Source organism: Tepidibacillus fermentans, assembly GCF_004342885.1.
GTDB classification, from domain to species: Bacteria; Bacillota; Bacilli; order Tepidibacillales; family Tepidibacillaceae; genus Tepidibacillus; species Tepidibacillus fermentans.
In genome coordinates this window covers 83,762-100,289 of record NZ_SMAB01000004.1, presented here as the reverse complement: position 1 = coordinate 100,289, position 16,528 = coordinate 83,762, and the positions used below count along the sequence as shown (strand labels likewise).

The window sequence follows — 16,528 nt, the reverse complement described above, 5'->3', positions numbered from 1 at the left end:
GGGGATGAGATCATGCGATATACTTCTAATGAAATCACACCACAAGACCAATATCAAGTGAGAATGTTTGAATCGATTGAGATATCTCAAATCTCCTATCTTATTCATTTATATCAACCGATTATTGGACCTGAAGCTGTCAGTTTATATCTGACATTACGGAATCATTTGCCATTACAATATATAGGTGTTTCTTCACAACATCTCCATCGTCATTTAGCAAACCAATTATTTGTTCCCTTTCATGTTCTGATGAAAGCAAGGAAAACTTTAGAAGCTGTTGGTTTATTACGAACCAAGAAATACCAACATCAAGTTGAAGAAAAACAATTTATTGAATATATTCTTGTTCCACCATTAGACCCTGTGAATTTCTTCCAAAGTGACATTTTAAGTATTTTGTTATTAAATCGAATTGGGAAAAATGCATATCTAGAGCTGATGGAACAATTACTAACCTATGAAAAAACGACGATTCCATCTGAATATATTGAGAGCGAAATCACAAAATCTTTTGATGAGGTTTTTGATTCTATCTTATTCTCCGAGATTACAGTTAAACCTGGGTCAGAGGTAGATCAGTTAATTAAGCCTTATTCCCTAACTCCAGAGAAAGAATCAACGAGAAAACCAATTGTAATTAAAGACCAGTATTTAGATATTGAATTTATCAAAGGCATGATGAGCAACTTATTTCAAGTTGAGCAGATTTTTTCAAAAGAAAACATCCAACTCTTTCATGAACTTGCTTTTCTTTATCAATTATCGGAAATGGACATTATTCATTTACTACATGATCCCTATATTTATGACTCATCAGGAATGATTCAGGAAGAGCTTTTGCGAGAACGAGTCAAAGATCGATTACAGTTTGAACAAAAAGAAATGCTGATCATTGAAAAAGAAGGAATCTCTAGCTCACAAAGGGAAGGTCAGCCAATCAATCATGGTGATATAGAAAAAAGACATAAATGGATTTTGGAACATTATTCCCCAATTGAACTACTAAAGCAATACCAAGGCGGTGCGAAAATCCCTGAAGCGGATTTAGCTTTAGTCGAGGGGCTTGTTCGCGATTATCAATTACCTTTCCAGGTGGTAAATGTTTTAATCGAATATATCCTATTATCTAATCAATACAAATTACCGAAAAAATTAACAGAAAAGATTGCTGGTCATTGGAAAAGATTAAAGATCACAACTGTTGAAGAGGCATTACAAATTGCGAAAAAAGAGCATCAATTATATAGAGGATGGAAAGAAGGAAATAAGAAAGCAACAAATGGAACGACGAGAACGAATAGAGGAAGAAACACAGAAAAGAGAGAAAAAGTTCCAGATTACATTTTGAATCAGGAAAAGAATTATCATAGGGAATCAAGCGCGAAATCTTCGAAAGAAATAGATCCCAAAACGCAAGAAGAGATCGAAGAATTATTGAGAAAATTGGGAGAGACGGAGGAAGAAGTGAAAAAATGAACCGTTTAGGAGAAGTATTAAGTGAAATGCTCCCTCATCTACTGATTGATCAACAAAATTGGTTGCAATATTTTGAACATCATCCTGAATTACAAGGAATGATTGAACGTAATCAACTTACAAAAGATCAAATATTACCTGCTTTTAATCAGCTATATCAATATATTGAAGAAAAAAAACATTGTGAAATGTGTAAGGGACTAGACAATTGTCAAAACCTTCTAAAAGGGCATTATACACGTTTGAATTTTTCCTATGGACAAATTCAATCTAGTTTGACGAAATGTCATTATTTGATTCAACATCAAGAACAAATCTATAAAGAAAAATTGTTTCATAGTCAATATATTGCGAAGGATGTACTTAATGCTTCATTTAAAGATCTAGACAAAACTGTTGAAAGACAAGAGGTCATAAAAGCGTTATTGATGTTCATCGCTAATCTACAAGCAGGTAAGAAACAAAAAGGGATCTATCTCTATGGTCCATTAGGAGTAGGAAAAAGTCATCTAATGGCTGCAACAGCAAAACTACTAGCGGACAAAGGGATATCGACATTGATGATTTATGTTCCTGACTTTTTCCGGGAAATAAAAAACTCAATCCAAGATCAATCATTACATGAGAAAATGAAATTATTGAAAGAGATTGAGGTTCTAATCTTAGATGATATTGGGGCAGAAACGATCTCTCAATGGGAAAGAGATGAAATTCTGGGAGCAATTCTCCAAGCCAGAATGGTAAAAGGGTTGCATACTTTGTATACCTCGAATTTGAATTATGATGATCTAGAAGAACACTTATCCTATTCGAACAAAGGTGGAATTGAAGAGCTGAAAGCGAAACGGATCATGGAGAGAATTCGTCATTATACCGTACCTTATTTTCTCGATGGGCCTAATCGGAGAAAAGAATACGTTGGATAAAAGGACTTGCGTGTCCAAAATGGACATGCTATAATCTTTATTGTTCAAATGGGGCATTAGCTCAGCTGGGAGAGCGCTACGCTGGCAGCGTAGAGGTCAGGGGTTCGAGCCCCCTATGCTCCACCATAAATAAAGCCAGTAATAGCAAGGGGTTATGTAATATACATACCTTGCTTTTTTTATGTCTACTAATCCACAATAGAAACCGTGTTTTCTACTAGTTTTTCAAGAAACTTTATCGTAATATATATGTAAATATTTTGATTATTTATTCAAAATAATGGTTTAGTATTGGGTTCTATTGGGGGAGTGAGTATGATTTCAATATCAGATCGGGTGAAGGTTTTCCAAACGAATGTTTTTTCTGAGTTAGCCAATTACAAAAAACAACGAATCGAACAAGGTTTAGAAGTGATCGATTTAAGTGTTGGTAGTCCTGACTTACCACCACCTGTATATGTAATGGAAGCTTTGGTCGATGCGGTAAAGGATCCAACTCAATACGGATATGCACTAAAGGGAACAGATGAGTTTCATGAAGCAGTGGCTGATTATTATCATAAAAGGTTTTCCGTTCAACTGAATCCCAAAAAAGAGGTTTTACAGCTTATGGGTTCTCAGGATGGCCTAGTTCATCTACCGATGATCTTTGCTGATCCTGGTGATGTGATTCTTGTTCCAGATCCAGGTTATACGGCTTATGAAGCAGGGGTTCATCTTGCGAGTGCTACACTCTATCCAATGCCATTAAAAAAAGAATATCAATTTTTACCACGTCTTGATGAGATCCCTGAAGAGATTGCAAGAAAAGCAAAAGTAATGATTTTAAATTTCCCAGGTAATCCAGTTCCTGCTTTAGCGACAAAGGAATTTTTCGAGGAAGTTGTTCAATTTGCAAGAAAATACGAGATCATTGTGATTCATGATTTTGCTTATTCCGAATTAATTTTTGATGGACATCAGAAAATTAGTTTTTTAGAAATTGACGGGGCGAAAGAAGTTAGCATTGAATTTAATTCTCTATCAAAAAGTTTTAACATGGCAGGAGCTCGTATCGGTTATATTGTTGGAAATGAAGAAATTATTGAAGAAATAGCGAAAGTGAAATCGAATCTAGATTATGGAACCTTTTTACCGATTCAAAAGGCAGCAGCTACTGCTTTAAAAGATGATTCCGAATTTTTGACAAAAAATGCGAAAATCTATCAGGATCGTCGGGATGTATTAGTGGATGGGTTATCAGCGATCGGGTGGCATGTGGATAAACCACCAGCTACCATGTTTGTTTGGGCCGAAATCCCTAAAGGTTGGGCTTCAAAGGAATTTGCATTAGAATTGATCAAAGCTGGTGTTGTGGTAACTCCTGGAAATGCGTTTGGCGCACAAGGAGAGGGGTATGTACGGATTGCTTTAGTTCAATCAGAGGAAAAATTGAAAAGAGCGATTCAATTGATTGATCGAAGTGGAATTTTGAAGAGAAAGATATAAATCCATGAAAAAAGTCTACTTGCTTAAAGCATGTAGACTTTTGGTATCGTTGTTCACATTCACATTATAGAATTTGTGCTTTTTGTTCTAGATCTTGGTAAACCTTTGTACCTTCAATTTGAACAATTTTCCGAAACTCTGTTAATAGATGTTTGGTAATTGGCCCAGGAACTCCCTCACCAATTTGTCTACCATCTACATCAATAACTGCAATCACCTCGGCGGCTGTTCCTGTTAACAATACCTCATCTGCAACATACACATCATGACGTGTAAATGGTTGTTCGATCACTTGATACCCCAATTTTTTTGCGATATCCATGATGGCTTTTCGGGTAATTCCTTCAAGTGCACCGAGATACGTAGGTGGAGTATAGAGTACACCATTTTTTACAATAAAGATATTGTCCCCTGACCCCTCAGCTACATAACCATTTGCATTTAACATTAAAGCTTCACTGGCACCTGCACGATTTGCCTCAATCTTTACAAGAACATTATTGAGATAGTTTAATGATTTAATCTGTGGATTTAGAGCATCTGGCGTATTTCTTCTTGTTGGAACCGTAACAATCCGTATCCCTTTTTCGTAATGTTCCTTTGGAAATAGTGCAAGGGGTTGAACAATAATAATCACTTCTGGTTTCTCACATTTGTAAGGATCTAATCCTAAATCGCCTACACCACGAGAAACAACAAGTCTTATATAGGCATCACGATAATTATTCTTTCGAACGGTTGCAACGACTGCTTCTGTCATTTCTTCTGGAGTCATTCCAATTTCGAGCATAATCGACTTTGCAGAATCGTAAAGTCGCTTAATATGTTCATCTAATCGAAAAACATTTCCGTTATATACACGAATTCCTTCAAAAATTCCATCCCCATATAAAAACCCATGGTCAAATACTGAAACTTTTGCATCTTCCTTTTTTACGTATTTCCCGTTCATATAGATCCAATCAGGCATAATTTTTCCCCCTTGAAATAATTTAAAATATTTTGATAATTTACGAGACCAAAAGAAATAATCAAGAGTGAACTTCATCTTTTGTTTTCACATCATACGGATAACTTCCTAAGATTCGTATTTGACATCCTAAAGCCTCAATTTCAGCAAAGGCCCCAGGTAGTAAGACGTCGTCCATTTTCTGTTCAATGTCAATAATAAAATAGTAGTTTCCAAGCCCTTTCTTAGTAGGTCTGGATTCAATTCGCGATAGGTTGATTTTCCTCCAAGCGAAAGCTGCTAAAACTTGATATAAGGCTCCAGGATAATCTTTTGGTAGTGTAACAAGGATCATGGTACGATATGAAGGAGTTTGTGTTGATCTTAACTGTAATGGATTTTCTCCCACGACAATAAAACGGGTGTAATTATCTTTATAATCTTCGATACTCTCTTTCAAAAAAGTTAATGAATAAAGTTCTTTCGCCAGTCGTGTACCTATAGCAGCCCATGGTTTTTCAGGATTTTCGCTAACGGTTTCTGCTGCTTCTGCCGTACTATTTGTATAGATGATCTCAGCATGTGTTAGATGGTTATGTATAAAGCGACGACACTGGGCAATTGCTTGAGGATGCGAATATATTCTTTGAATCTGTGAAAGAGAAATGGAAGATTGAGCTGTTGAAACGAATAAATGTTGAGCAATCGGTAATACCAGCTCAGCTAATATAGGTAATTCCATTTCATGAATGATCCAATCAAGGGTTAGATTAACAGAGCCTTCTATTGAATTTTCTAATGGAACAACTGCATAATCAACCTTCTTCATGGCAACAGCATCAAGGACATCTGGAATACTACCAAAAGAAATATATTGTACTTGATCATTTTCAAAAATGGAATGGGCAGCTTCTTCTGTGAATGTTCCATGTGGACCTAAGAATGCAATCTTTTTTGACATTTTTCATCTCCTTCAGAAGGTTTTGATTTTTATAAACTTTACTACTTTACAGGTGCGATGTCAATCGATTAATTTTCTGCTTTTTCCTGTATGAAACCGCTTAAATTCGATGAAAATAGAAGAAAATTACACCTGTTCGGGGATTTATAACTAATTTTTCAATTGGGCGTATACAAGAACAAAATTCCCTATACGAATCTAAAAGATAAACCCCCTTTTAACCAGCTTCGTTAAAAAGGGGTTTTGTTTCAAATGAAGATTATTTTGATAAATTTTTGGATAGGGTTAGCACAAATTTTAGAGCTTTTTGAACTCCAGGATCTTTTAATAGCTTTAATAAAGAGCCAATACCTACTTTAGAGGTATCATCTTTAATTTGTTGTTGAGTCTCTTCAACAGCATCAAGTAGTTTGTCAATAGTGTCCATACCACCGATATCTGCAAAAACACGATCACCATATTCCATCGCTGTACCTGCAATCGCTGCTAATTTAATAACTGCACCTGTATTTAAAGCTCTAGTTGCACTTGAAACAAAAGTAGCTAATTCTACTAGATCTTTTAATACATTTTTTTCCTTTAAAACGCTAAGAGTTTGCAATAATTCTTTGACCATTGCCATTTCTTCCGCGGTTAATTGTAATTGTTGTTCATTTGCAACACTCATTTTTCAACACCCCTTTCTATAATAGTCCCCGAGCTGTCATCCAATACATTTCATTAAATGCATGTTTAAACCAATGGATCATTGCAGATTGTGGAACTGGATTTGGCGGATGATTGTAATCCATATTGATGTATGTTCCTTCTTCTAGACCCGCCTCAATGAAGCAGAATACTTTACCATCATAGAAGTTGGTAGGTGTTTGACCGTGTAGCTCCTGTTCGATATTCTTAGCGACGTATTCAGACTCATAGTGAGCGGTAGAACCAGCTTTACTAATTTGTAATGCAGTAGCGTCACCAATCACGTAAATATAGTTATCGTTGATGGCCTTTAATGTATACTGGTTAACAGGAATAAAGCCCATTTCATTTCCTAGGCCAGAGTCAAAAATCACTTTTGCACCACGATGAGGTGGGATAGATACTAACAAGTCAAAAGATTCTTCTTTGCCATCTTTGGAGTAAAGGATTTTCTTTTGAGGATCAACTTTTGCAGGAACGAATTCGGTTACGTAACGGATATTACGTTTTTCCATTTGAGGTTTATACCAAGCTGCTACATTAGCTGCAGAGTGTACAGTTTCTAATGGGTAAGTATAAACAAGTTCAACCTTATCACGAATTCCTTTCTTTTCAAAGAATTCATGTGCCATGAGATAAAACTCTATAGGTGCAACTGGACATTTATGGGGCATACCCATAGTAATCAAAATTTTTCCACCCTTGAAGTTGGTGATTTTCTCTCTTAATTTAAGAGCACCTTCTGGTGAATAGAAATCGTCCCCTGCTTCTGGCAATCCAGGGATCAAATCGAAACGAGGAACTGCTCCTGTACCAATGACCAAATAATCATAGGAGAAATCACCTTTGTTGGTATGTACGACTTTTTTGTCTTTGTCAATTTTGGTTGCTTCTGCAATCACAAGATTTATACTAGGATGTGTAATTGCTCTTTGTTTTTTGATGTAGTGCTCAGGATGTTGAAGACCAAAAGCGACAAATAACCAACCAGGCTGATAAATATGTTCCTCTGCATTTGTGATCATGGTGATTTTCACATCACCTTTTTTAATGTCATGCTTTAATCCTTTTGCTAAGTGGTTCGCTACCATTGTACCGCCAGTACCACCGCCAAGGATTACAATGTTTTTAGCCATTTCTTTTTACCCTCCTTATTGCTTTTTCTCTCTTAAATCATTTGAGACGTCCAATTCATCTTTGTTCAATAATGAACTTATTATGATTAGAATTAAAATTCTTATAAACAAAGATTATAGACGTTAATTCTCTAACAAATATTTTATACAAGTTTAGACAAAATTCCAATGGTTTTTAGGCATTATAATAAAATACTGATTATAATTTTCTAAAAATATCTATAGACAAAAATTAATAGACAAATACATAGGAGAGAAAAAAAGATGTACATATAATAAATCAAAAGATAATTTAAGGGAGGGGTACGGATGATTGATATCGGTATTATCATTGCAATGGCCATTTCTTTAACACCAATAATAAGCGAAAAGCTTCATATCCATAAAAAAATGCGAGCTTGGACGGCACTTGTATTGATTGTACTTTTAAATATCGCGAATACGATTCTATTTGGCGATCATGCAGTAATCGATGCGATTAGGCAGGGAATACGTGATGGTGTTGTAGCTATAGGAATTTATTCTACAGGGAAAAATACAATGGAATATGTAGCTAATAGAAAGAATAATAATAGTCAGGAAAAGTAAAAAAATTTTTTAAAAACGTTGACATGAAATTTGAGAAATGATAACATAATTTTTGTCCGAAAAAAGGCTCGGTAGCTCAGTCGGTAGAGCAGAGGACTGAAAATCCTCGTGTCGGCGGTTCGATTCCGTCCCGAGCCACCATTTTTTATCAAGCATCAAACTCCTCACTTCTCACATCTAGTATGCGGACGTGGCTCAGTGGTAGAGTATCGCCTTGCCAAGGCGAGGGTCGCGGGTTCGAATCCCGTCGTCCGCTCCATATTATCTTAAACTGCCGGGGTGGCGGAATTGGCAGACGCACAGGACTTAAAATCCTGCGGTAGGTGACTACCGTACCGGTTCAAGTCCGGTCCTCGGCACCATTTATTTTGAATATTACATAAAAATTACCCCTCATTTGAATATGATGTGGGTTTTTTTTGTTTTATCTCTTTATTATTTTTTAATTGCCAATTCTAGCTGTTGAATACTAGTTTTGCGAATTCGTCGTGTTGGCTATTTACAAGTTCATGTTGTTGAATCATTTGTTGAATATCATGACATATTTAAACCTCCATATCATGTAAAGCTAACCATATCTTATACTACTTTAACAGTGATAAATATCATTAAGGTCCTGATGAATACCCCTGAAATATAGGCAAATTTTCTGGTTTATGTTACGATGGAAATGAGTGATTTGGACATCGTGGAGGGAGAAATATGTCGCATATCGATCAAATTTTAGAAAAAGCGTTAAATGGAGAACGATTAACGCTGGAAGATGGAATAGAACTATTTGAGAGTAATGAGGTTGAAAAAATCGGTCAAGCAGCCAATGAGATCAAAAAACGACTCCATCCAGAACCGATTACGACCTTTGTCATTGGCAGAAATATCAACTATTCCAATGTTTGTGATACCTATTGTCGTTTTTGTGCCTTTTATAAAAAGCCAGGAGAAGAAGGCGCTTATGTACTATCGAATGAGGAAATTTTACATAAGATTCAAGAACTCGTGGATGTTGGTGGTACGGAAGTATTAATGCAAGGGGGAACCCATCCCAATTTACCATTTGATTATTATCTTAATTTATTAAGGGAGATTAAACGGCATTTTCCAAATATACATATGCACTCTTTTTCGCCGGCGGAAATTTTGAAAATGAAAGAAATATCTGGTCTTACTTTAGAAGAAACGATCCGATTGTTGCATGAGGCAGGGCTTGATTCTTTACCTGGAGCAGGAGCAGAAATTCTTGATGATCGTACGAGGATGAAAATTAGCAAAAAGAAAGGTTCTTGGAAAGATTGGATCAAGGTGATGAAAACAGCAAATAAGATTGGAATGACGACGACAGGTACAATGGTGATTGGCTTTGGTGAATCGATGGAAGAACGCGCTCTACATTTAATTCGAATTCGTGAAGCTCAGGATGAAACAGGTGGATTTCTTGCGTTTATTCCATGGACATTTCAACCTGATAATACGAACTTAAAAGCAGAAAAAGTAACGCCTGAAGAATATTTGAAAACAGTAGCCATTAGCCGACTGATGTTGGATAATATTCCTAACATTCAATCCTCATGGGTGACGATGGGAGCGGAAGTTGGTAAACAATCTCTATTTTACGGTTGCAATGATTTTGGGAGTACCATGATGGAAGAAAATGTTGTATCAGCAGCAGGTACAACACATAAAGTAAATACAAATTTAATCATTCAACTCATTCGTGAAACGGGGCATATTCCTGCACAAAGAAATACAAAATATGAGATTCTCCATATCTTTGATCAAGATGAAAAGGCCGAAAAAGATTTTATCATGCAAAATTAATCAAAATAAAGGTTTGATAAAGAAACTAAGGTTAAAATAGATTGACAAAAAGAAAAAATTTAGATAATTTTAATTTAAAATTGAATCATGCGGGAGCTTAGGGGAACTAGGCTGAGAGGATAACTATTCTGTTATCGACCGCCGAACCTGAACTGGGTAATGCCAGCGGAGGAATCAACGTACAATGGGATCACGATTAAACATCTAGATGTACAAAGAACATGTAATCATAAGACCGCTTTTACCTAGGCGGTCTTTTTTGTTTACATGTTTTTTCTCCGCCTCCTAGAGAAGGTTCAATTTTCAGTTAATAATGGATATTTTAAAGGAGGTTGTTATCATGATAAAAGAGTTTCCTGGGAGTAAAAAAGTATATGTTCAAGGGTCGAGGTCAGATTTAAAAGTGCCAATGCGAGAAATCGAACTAGCTACGTCTATAGGCCCATTTGGAGAAGAGAAAAATCCGCCAGTCCGTGTTTACGACACAAGTGGCCCTTATACCGATCCTTCCTACTCTGTCGATGTTCGTAAAGGATTACCTGCTCTTCGCCGTCAGTGGATTTTAGAACGGGGGGACGTGGAAGAATATCTAGGACGTAAAGTTAAACCAGAGGATAATGGATTCCGTAAAGGTGAGACGAAGAATGATCTGGAAATTCCATCTAGCTTTAAAAGAAAACCCCTTAGGGCAAAAGCTGGACGAACTGTAACCCAAATGCACTATGCTCGTCAAGGAATCATTACTCCTGAAATGGAATTTGTTGCCATTCGTGAAAATGTGTCACCAGAGTTTGTACGGCAAGAAATAGCAAGGGGACGGGCAATTATTCCTGCCAATATTAATCATCCAGAAAGTGAACCGATGATCATTGGCCGTAATTTCCATGTTAAAATCAACGCCAATATTGGGAATTCAGCTGTTACTTCTTCCATTGAAGAAGAAGTGGAAAAAATGACTTGGGCAATCCACTGGGGCGCAGATACGATCATGGATCTTTCTACTGGGAAAAATATTCATACCACACGGGAATGGATCATTCGCAATTCTCCTGTTCCTGTTGGAACGGTTCCCATCTATCAAGCGTTAGAAAAAGTGAATGGAAAAGCAGAGGATTTAACGTGGGAAATTTTCCGGGATACCTTAATTGAGCAAGCAGAGCAAGGGGTGGATTATTTTACCATCCATGCAGGGGTTTTACTGCGTTATATTCCTTTGACAGCAAAACGGGTGACAGGGATCGTATCTCGGGGCGGTTCCATCATGGCTGCTTGGTGTCTTGCTCATCATGAGGAGAACTTCCTCTATACCCATTTTGAAGAGATTTGCGAGATTTTAAAGACCTATGATGTGGCTATTTCCCTTGGCGATGGTCTTCGTCCTGGTTCAATTGCTGATGCCAATGATGAAGCACAATTCGCTGAATTAGAGACTCTCGGGGAACTAACAAAGATCGCTTGGAAGCACGACGTTCAAGTAATGATCGAAGGTCCAGGTCATGTTCCCATGCATAAGATTAAAGAAAATGTGGAACGCCAACTTGAAGTTTGCCATGAAGCCCCATTCTATACGTTAGGTCCTATAACCACCGATATTGCTCCTGGATACGATCATATTACTTCAGCAATTGGCGCGGCGATGATTGGCTGGTTTGGCACCTCGATGCTATGTTATGTAACGCCAAAGGAACATCTTGGATTACCAAATAAAAATGATGTGCGAGAAGGAGTGATTGCTTACAAGATTGCTGCTCATGCTGCTGATCTTGCCAAAGGACATCCAGGGGCGCAAATAAGAGATGATGCCCTTTCTAAGGCACGGTTTGAATTTCGCTGGCGCGATCAGTTTAATCTTTCCCTTGATCCAGAAAAGGCAATGGAATATCATGACGAAACCCTTCCAGAAGAAGCAGCCAAAACGGTCCATTTCTGTTCCATGTGCGGGCCAAAATTCTGTAGTATGAGGATTACTCAGGATATTCGCGAATATGCGAGAAAGAAAGGAATCTCGTTTGAAGAGGCAATAGATGAAGGGCTAAAAGAAAAGGCAATAGAATTTAGAGAAAGTGGTAGTGAGATTTATAAATAATGATAAAAAGATGTCACAACAAAGTGGCATCTTTTTTTTGATTAATGTAACGATTGTTGAATGGCAGATACTTGTTGATTCATTTCCATATTTTTATCTACGCGATCATCAATACTTATATTCGTGATGACACGCTGTACCCCATTGGTTATGGCATTTTGATGAATCTCCTTTGCTACATCCATTAATTGATTAATGTCTCCTTCAATGATCGTTGCTGTAGGGGTAATCTGATATTTTAATCCCTTTTGTTCAATTAAACGTACAGCATTGGAGACATGGGAACTAAAACTTGGCGAATTTGTCCCAACGGGAACAACGCTGATTTCAAGCAATGGCATGTTTGTCACTCCTTTGATTGATTGGTTTTCGCTTTATTTATAGAATGGTTAATAAAGCAGAATTTATACGAAGTAGATAAAATAAAACACAACAAACATCTTAATCCAAAAACAGCATATTCCTATGATATAATTTCCTATGTATTGAAATTTGTTATGAAATTAGGAGCGTGAAACATGTCATACAAAATTGTCTTTTTTGATATTGACGGAACATTAGTGGACGAAGAAAAAAGGATTCTCCCCGATACCAAAGAAGCATTGCAAGACTTAAAGAATAAGGGAATTCTCATTGCAATAGCTACAGGACGAGCTCCTTTTCACTTTGAAGAAATAAGAGAAGAATTAGGGATTGATTCTTTTATCAGTTTTAATGGTTCTTATGTTGTTTATAAAGGCAAAATTATATATCAACATTCTATTAGCAAGAACGATTTGGCATTACTAGAGCAACACGCAAATGAAAGGAATCATCCGATAGTTTATTTGAGTGATAAAGATTGTTTTGCTAATGTAAAGGATCATCACCATATCATTGAATCTTTTCATTCTTTAAAATTAAATTCGCCAAATTACCGTCAATCTTATTGGCAGGAAGAAACCATTTACCAAGCATTACTCTATTGTCAAGATCATGAAGAAAGTTATTATATCAAGAGCTTTATTGATCTTCAATTTGTTCGTTGGCATCAATATTCGATGGATGTTATTCCAAAAGGGGGCTCAAAGGCTAAAGGAATCGAGATGATGCTTAATTACTTAGGGATCTCTCCATCAGAGGCTGTAGCTTTTGGTGACGGTTTAAACGATCGAGAGATGCTTTCTTTTGTCGGTGCAGGAATTGCGATGGGAAACGCTCATGAAGAAGTAAAACCTTTTGCCAAGTTCGTCACAAAACATGTTAACAATGGCGGTATCAGTTATGCCCTTAAACAACTATGTCTGATTTAATTTTGGAAAACCAAAAATATTAAGCATGAAAACATAAGATGAGGGGAACATATGAAAAAATAATCTTTACGAATTTACAATTTCTTAACATTCTGTTCATGTAAGCTTGAAAAAGACGAGCTATAATCCAAAATGTAAGTTAAGAAAACACGAAAATTTGAGGAGGAAAAGCGATCGTGAATTTAAAAAAAATAGGCTTGTTTTTCTTAGCATTAGTGATTATCTTTACTTTAGGAGCATGTCAAGCTCAACAACCACAAGGTGGGCAAGGTGCATCCAACAATAATCAACCAGCAAAGGGAAATGGAACACTTATTAATGGTTCTGGATCTACTTTTGTTTATCCATTGATTGACAAAGCAAGGGCAGAGTACGAACAAAAAGCGGGAATTCGCGTGAATTACAAAGGCACTGGTAGTGGTGCTGGAATTCAGCAATTGATTGCAAAAACTGTTGAATTCGGTGCTTCTGATGCTCCGATGAAAGAAGATGAAATTCAGAAAGCTGGCGGAAATGTCCTTCATATTCCAGTTACCCTTGGTGGAGTAGCTATCTCCTATAACTTAGAAGGGGTAAAGGATCTAAAATTAACCGCTGATATCATCGCTGAAATCTATACGGGGAAAATTACAAAATGGAATGATAAGAAGATTGCAGATCTAAATCCTGGGGTTCAATTACCTGATTTATTAATTGCTCCTGTATATCGTTCAGAAGGATCTGGAACAACCTTTATCTTCACAAGTTATTTAAATGCAGCGGCTCCAAGCATTTGGACAAAAGAGAAAGTGGATAAAAACATCGATATGGCTGCGAATAAAAATGCTATTGGTGCGAAAGGAAATGCTGGGGTAGCAGCTCAAATCCAAAATACAAAAGGTGCTATTGGATATGTTGAGTTAGCTTATGTGATTCAAAATAATATGACTGCTGCTTCCATTCAAAACAAAGACGGTCAATTTGTAAAACCAACTCTTGCTTCTGTTACTGCGGCAGCGGTAGGTGCAGCACAAAGCTTTGTAAAAGATATGAAAAGTTCTTTAGTGAATCAGCCAGGGAAAGATAGCTATCCGATCGTCGGAACGACATGGGCATTAGTATATGAGCAATCTCCATTAGATGCTACAAAAACAAAACAAGTCGTTGACTTCTTAAAATATTTAGTAACAGACGGTCAGCAATATGCAGAAGCTTTAGGGTATGCTCCATTACCAAAAGAAATTCAGGAGCTTGATCTAAAAGAATTAGACAAAGTGAAAGTAAAATAGTAAAATCATAGTGGTTCTGCTAAAGCAAAAAGCCCTTCCATTAGGGTTTTTTGCTTTAGCTTGTGTATTTTATCTGGCAAGGAGTGTATGGCTTGAAAAAACATTTAGGGGATAAAATTTTTAAAGGAATCGCATATGTTTTTGGGTTTTCGATTCTTTTTTTATTGCTTTTCATGGTCTACGAAATGTATCAGGGCTCAAAATTATCGATGAGTGAGTTTGGGCTAGGGTTTATCTTTCAAAAAGATTGGAATCCTGTTGAAGAAAACTTTGGAGCTTTGACTTTTATTTATGGAACCATTGTATCTTCCTTGATTGCGTTATTGATCGCAACGCCAATCAGTGTAGGAATTGGTATTTATTTAGTAGAAGTGGCACCAAAATGGGTTCGCAATGTGGTTGGCTTTATGATTGAGCTCTTGGCTGCCATTCCATCGATAGTTTATGGTTTATGGGGCATTTTTGTGTTGTCCCCGATCATTGCCGAAGATGTAGCACCGTTTGTTGATAAGACCCTTGGCCAAATCATTCCTTTTTTTAGAGGTCCTTCGTTTGGGGTTGGACTCATTACAGCAGGAATTATTTTAGCCATCATGATTACACCAACCATTGCCTCAATAGCAAAAGAAGTCATTATGACTGTGCCAAATACTCAACGGGAAGCTGCATTAGCATTGGGTGCAACAAAATGGGAAATGATTCGTATGGCTGTATTAACCTATGCGAGAACAGGAATCATTGGTGGTATGATTATTGGATTAGGACGAGCGATTGGGGAAACCATGGCTGTTACGATGGTGATTGGAAACCGTCCTGCTATTGCAGAAACGATTTTCCAACCTGCCTATTCGATGGCTAGTGTTATTGCAAACGAATTTACTGAAGCATCTTCTAACCTATATCTATCTGCATTAATCGAGATTGGTCTCTTACTATTTGGAGTTACATTGTTAATTAATATTATTGCAAGATTATTAATTTGGTCTGTTTCAAAGGGAGTCCAAGAGGTGAAATGATGAAGTCATTAAAAGGTAGAAAAATAAAAAGTGCCCTCATGATTAGCATCACAGTTATATTCACAATTGCTGCTTTAATCCCCCTTTTTAGTATTTTTGGTTATGTACTTGCAAAAGGTTTACCTGCATTAAATATTGATTTCTTTACCCAACTTCCTGCACCTGCTGGTGAACCAGGAGGAGGAATGGCACAGGCCATAATAGGAACATTGATTTTAATTATACTTGCATCATTAATAGGAATTCCAATTGGTTTAATGGCCGGTATCTATCTATCTGAGTATGGGAGAAATCGTTTAGGGAAGATCATCAGTTTCTTAACAGATATCTTAATTGGAGTACCTTCTATTGTTGTAGGAATTGTCGTATACACACTATTAGTTATTCCAATGGGCGGTTTTACCGCAATCGCTGGTGGTGTAGCTTTGGCGATCATTATGATTCCTGCGGTTACACGTACCACAGAAGAAATGCTAAAACTAATCCCAAACGATATTCGTGAAGCTGGATTAGCCCTTGGTTTACCAAAGTGGAGAGTCATCTTATTTATTGTCATTCCTTCTGCTTTACGAGGAATTGTGACGGGCGTCATGTTAGCTGTGGCACGTGTATCTGGAGAAACAGCGCCCTTATTATTTACGGCTTTTGGTAATTCTTATTTTAGTACATCTTTATTACAACCAATGGCTTCTCTGCCTGTTCAAGTCTATACTTATGCCACATCTCCATATAAAGATTGGCAAGCTCAAGCATGGGCTGGGGCTTTAACATTAATTCTTTTGGTCTTATTATTTAATGTTTCTGCGCGGTTTTTAACAAGACAAAGATCATCGTGAT

General features: G+C 36.9%; 15 protein-coding genes and 4 tRNA genes. 14 read left to right on the top strand and 5 right to left on the bottom strand.

Annotated features, from left to right (window positions below):
* Positions 1–12 precede the first annotated feature (12 nt).
* The 4 genes from EDD72_RS04005 (at position 13) to EDD72_RS03990 (ending at position 3,893) form a co-directional block, all read left to right on the top strand.
* Complete coding sequence (locus EDD72_RS04005; RefSeq protein ID WP_132767477.1) at positions 13–1,479, top strand: replication initiation and membrane attachment family protein; 1,467 nt, start codon at positions 13–15, stop codon at positions 1,477–1,479.
* Entirely contained in the window at positions 1,476–2,405 is a 930-nt protein-coding gene (gene dnaI / locus EDD72_RS04000) for a primosomal protein DnaI (protein ID WP_132767475.1), read from the top strand. The genes EDD72_RS04005 and dnaI overlap by 4 nt, the downstream gene beginning before the upstream one ends.
* Before the next feature lie 50 nt (positions 2,406–2,455).
* A tRNA-Ala gene (locus EDD72_RS03995) sits at positions 2,456–2,531 on the top strand.
* 189 nt (positions 2,532–2,720) lie between these two features.
* Complete coding sequence (locus EDD72_RS03990) at positions 2,721–3,893, top strand: LL-diaminopimelate aminotransferase (RefSeq protein WP_132767473.1); 1,173 nt, start codon at positions 2,721–2,723, stop codon at positions 3,891–3,893.
* A gap of 64 nt (positions 3,894–3,957) precedes the next feature.
* Here EDD72_RS03990 and ilvE read toward each other — a convergent pair whose 3' ends face one another.
* The 4 genes from ilvE to EDD72_RS03970 all read right to left on the bottom strand — a co-directional run bounded on the left by ilvE (position 3,958) and on the right by EDD72_RS03970 (position 7,626).
* On the bottom strand, positions 3,958–4,863 hold the full coding sequence (gene ilvE, locus EDD72_RS03985) for a branched-chain-amino-acid transaminase (protein WP_424565526.1): 906 nt from the start codon (positions 4,861–4,863) through the stop codon (positions 3,958–3,960).
* A 61-nt stretch (positions 4,864–4,924) separates the two neighbouring features.
* A complete protein-coding gene (gene pheA, locus EDD72_RS03980) occupies positions 4,925–5,803 on the bottom strand; it encodes a prephenate dehydratase (protein ID WP_132767471.1) in 879 nt (292 codons plus the stop codon).
* Between the two features lie 259 nt (positions 5,804–6,062).
* A complete protein-coding gene (locus EDD72_RS03975) occupies positions 6,063–6,470 on the bottom strand; it encodes a DUF1641 domain-containing protein (protein WP_132767469.1) in 408 nt (135 codons plus the stop codon).
* A gap of 16 nt (positions 6,471–6,486) precedes the next feature.
* Entirely contained in the window at positions 6,487–7,626 is a 1,140-nt protein-coding gene (locus EDD72_RS03970; RefSeq protein ID WP_132767467.1) for an NAD(P)/FAD-dependent oxidoreductase, read from the bottom strand.
* Between the two features lie 309 nt (positions 7,627–7,935).
* Here EDD72_RS03970 and EDD72_RS03965 point away from each other — a divergent pair, with 309 nt between their 5' ends.
* The 6 genes from EDD72_RS03965 (at position 7,936) to thiC (ending at position 12,115) form a co-directional block, all read left to right on the top strand.
* Positions 7,936–8,214, top strand: a complete 279-nt coding sequence (locus EDD72_RS03965; RefSeq protein ID WP_132767465.1) for a hypothetical protein — start codon at positions 7,936–7,938, stop codon at positions 8,212–8,214.
* 65 nt (positions 8,215–8,279) lie between these two features.
* Positions 8,280–8,355: transfer RNA gene (locus EDD72_RS03960), tRNA-Phe, on the top strand.
* A gap of 43 nt (positions 8,356–8,398) precedes the next feature.
* Positions 8,399–8,473, top strand: a tRNA-Gly gene (locus EDD72_RS03955).
* Between the two features lie 14 nt (positions 8,474–8,487).
* A tRNA-Leu gene (locus tag EDD72_RS03950) sits at positions 8,488–8,576 on the top strand.
* A gap of 340 nt (positions 8,577–8,916) precedes the next feature.
* Positions 8,917–10,029 (top strand): cyclic dehypoxanthinyl futalosine synthase, encoded by a 1,113-nt coding sequence (mqnC, locus tag EDD72_RS03945; RefSeq protein WP_132767463.1) that lies wholly within the window; start codon positions 8,917–8,919, stop codon positions 10,027–10,029.
* Positions 10,030–10,342: 313 nt separating this feature from the next.
* Positions 10,343–12,115: a phosphomethylpyrimidine synthase ThiC gene (thiC, locus tag EDD72_RS03940; RefSeq protein ID WP_132767461.1), complete on the top strand. Its 1,773-nt coding sequence runs from the start codon at positions 10,343–10,345 to the stop codon at positions 12,113–12,115.
* A 41-nt stretch (positions 12,116–12,156) separates the two neighbouring features.
* Here thiC and EDD72_RS03935 read toward each other — a convergent pair whose 3' ends face one another.
* The gene (locus EDD72_RS03935) at positions 12,157–12,456 is read right to left on the bottom strand and encodes an MTH1187 family thiamine-binding protein (RefSeq protein ID WP_132767459.1); all 300 of its coding nucleotides are present in this window, start codon (positions 12,454–12,456) and stop codon (positions 12,157–12,159) included.
* A gap of 177 nt (positions 12,457–12,633) precedes the next feature.
* Between EDD72_RS03935 and EDD72_RS03930 the strand changes: the two genes are divergently transcribed.
* The 4 genes from EDD72_RS03930 (at position 12,634) to pstA (ending at position 16,527) form a co-directional block, all read left to right on the top strand.
* Complete coding sequence (locus tag EDD72_RS03930; protein WP_132767457.1) at positions 12,634–13,407, top strand: Cof-type HAD-IIB family hydrolase; 774 nt, start codon at positions 12,634–12,636, stop codon at positions 13,405–13,407.
* A gap of 176 nt (positions 13,408–13,583) precedes the next feature.
* Positions 13,584–14,675, top strand: coding sequence for a phosphate ABC transporter substrate-binding protein PstS (pstS, locus tag EDD72_RS03925; protein ID WP_165894960.1), 1,092 nt, complete (start codon positions 13,584–13,586; stop codon positions 14,673–14,675).
* 92 nt (positions 14,676–14,767) lie between these two features.
* On the top strand, positions 14,768–15,691 hold the full coding sequence (gene pstC / locus EDD72_RS03920) for a phosphate ABC transporter permease subunit PstC (RefSeq protein ID WP_207893637.1): 924 nt from the start codon (positions 14,768–14,770) through the stop codon (positions 15,689–15,691).
* Positions 15,691–16,527: a phosphate ABC transporter permease PstA gene (gene pstA, locus EDD72_RS03915; protein WP_132767453.1), complete on the top strand. Its 837-nt coding sequence runs from the start codon at positions 15,691–15,693 to the stop codon at positions 16,525–16,527. Before pstC ends, pstA begins: the two co-directional genes overlap by 1 nt.
* Position 16,528: the final 1 nt, after the last annotated feature.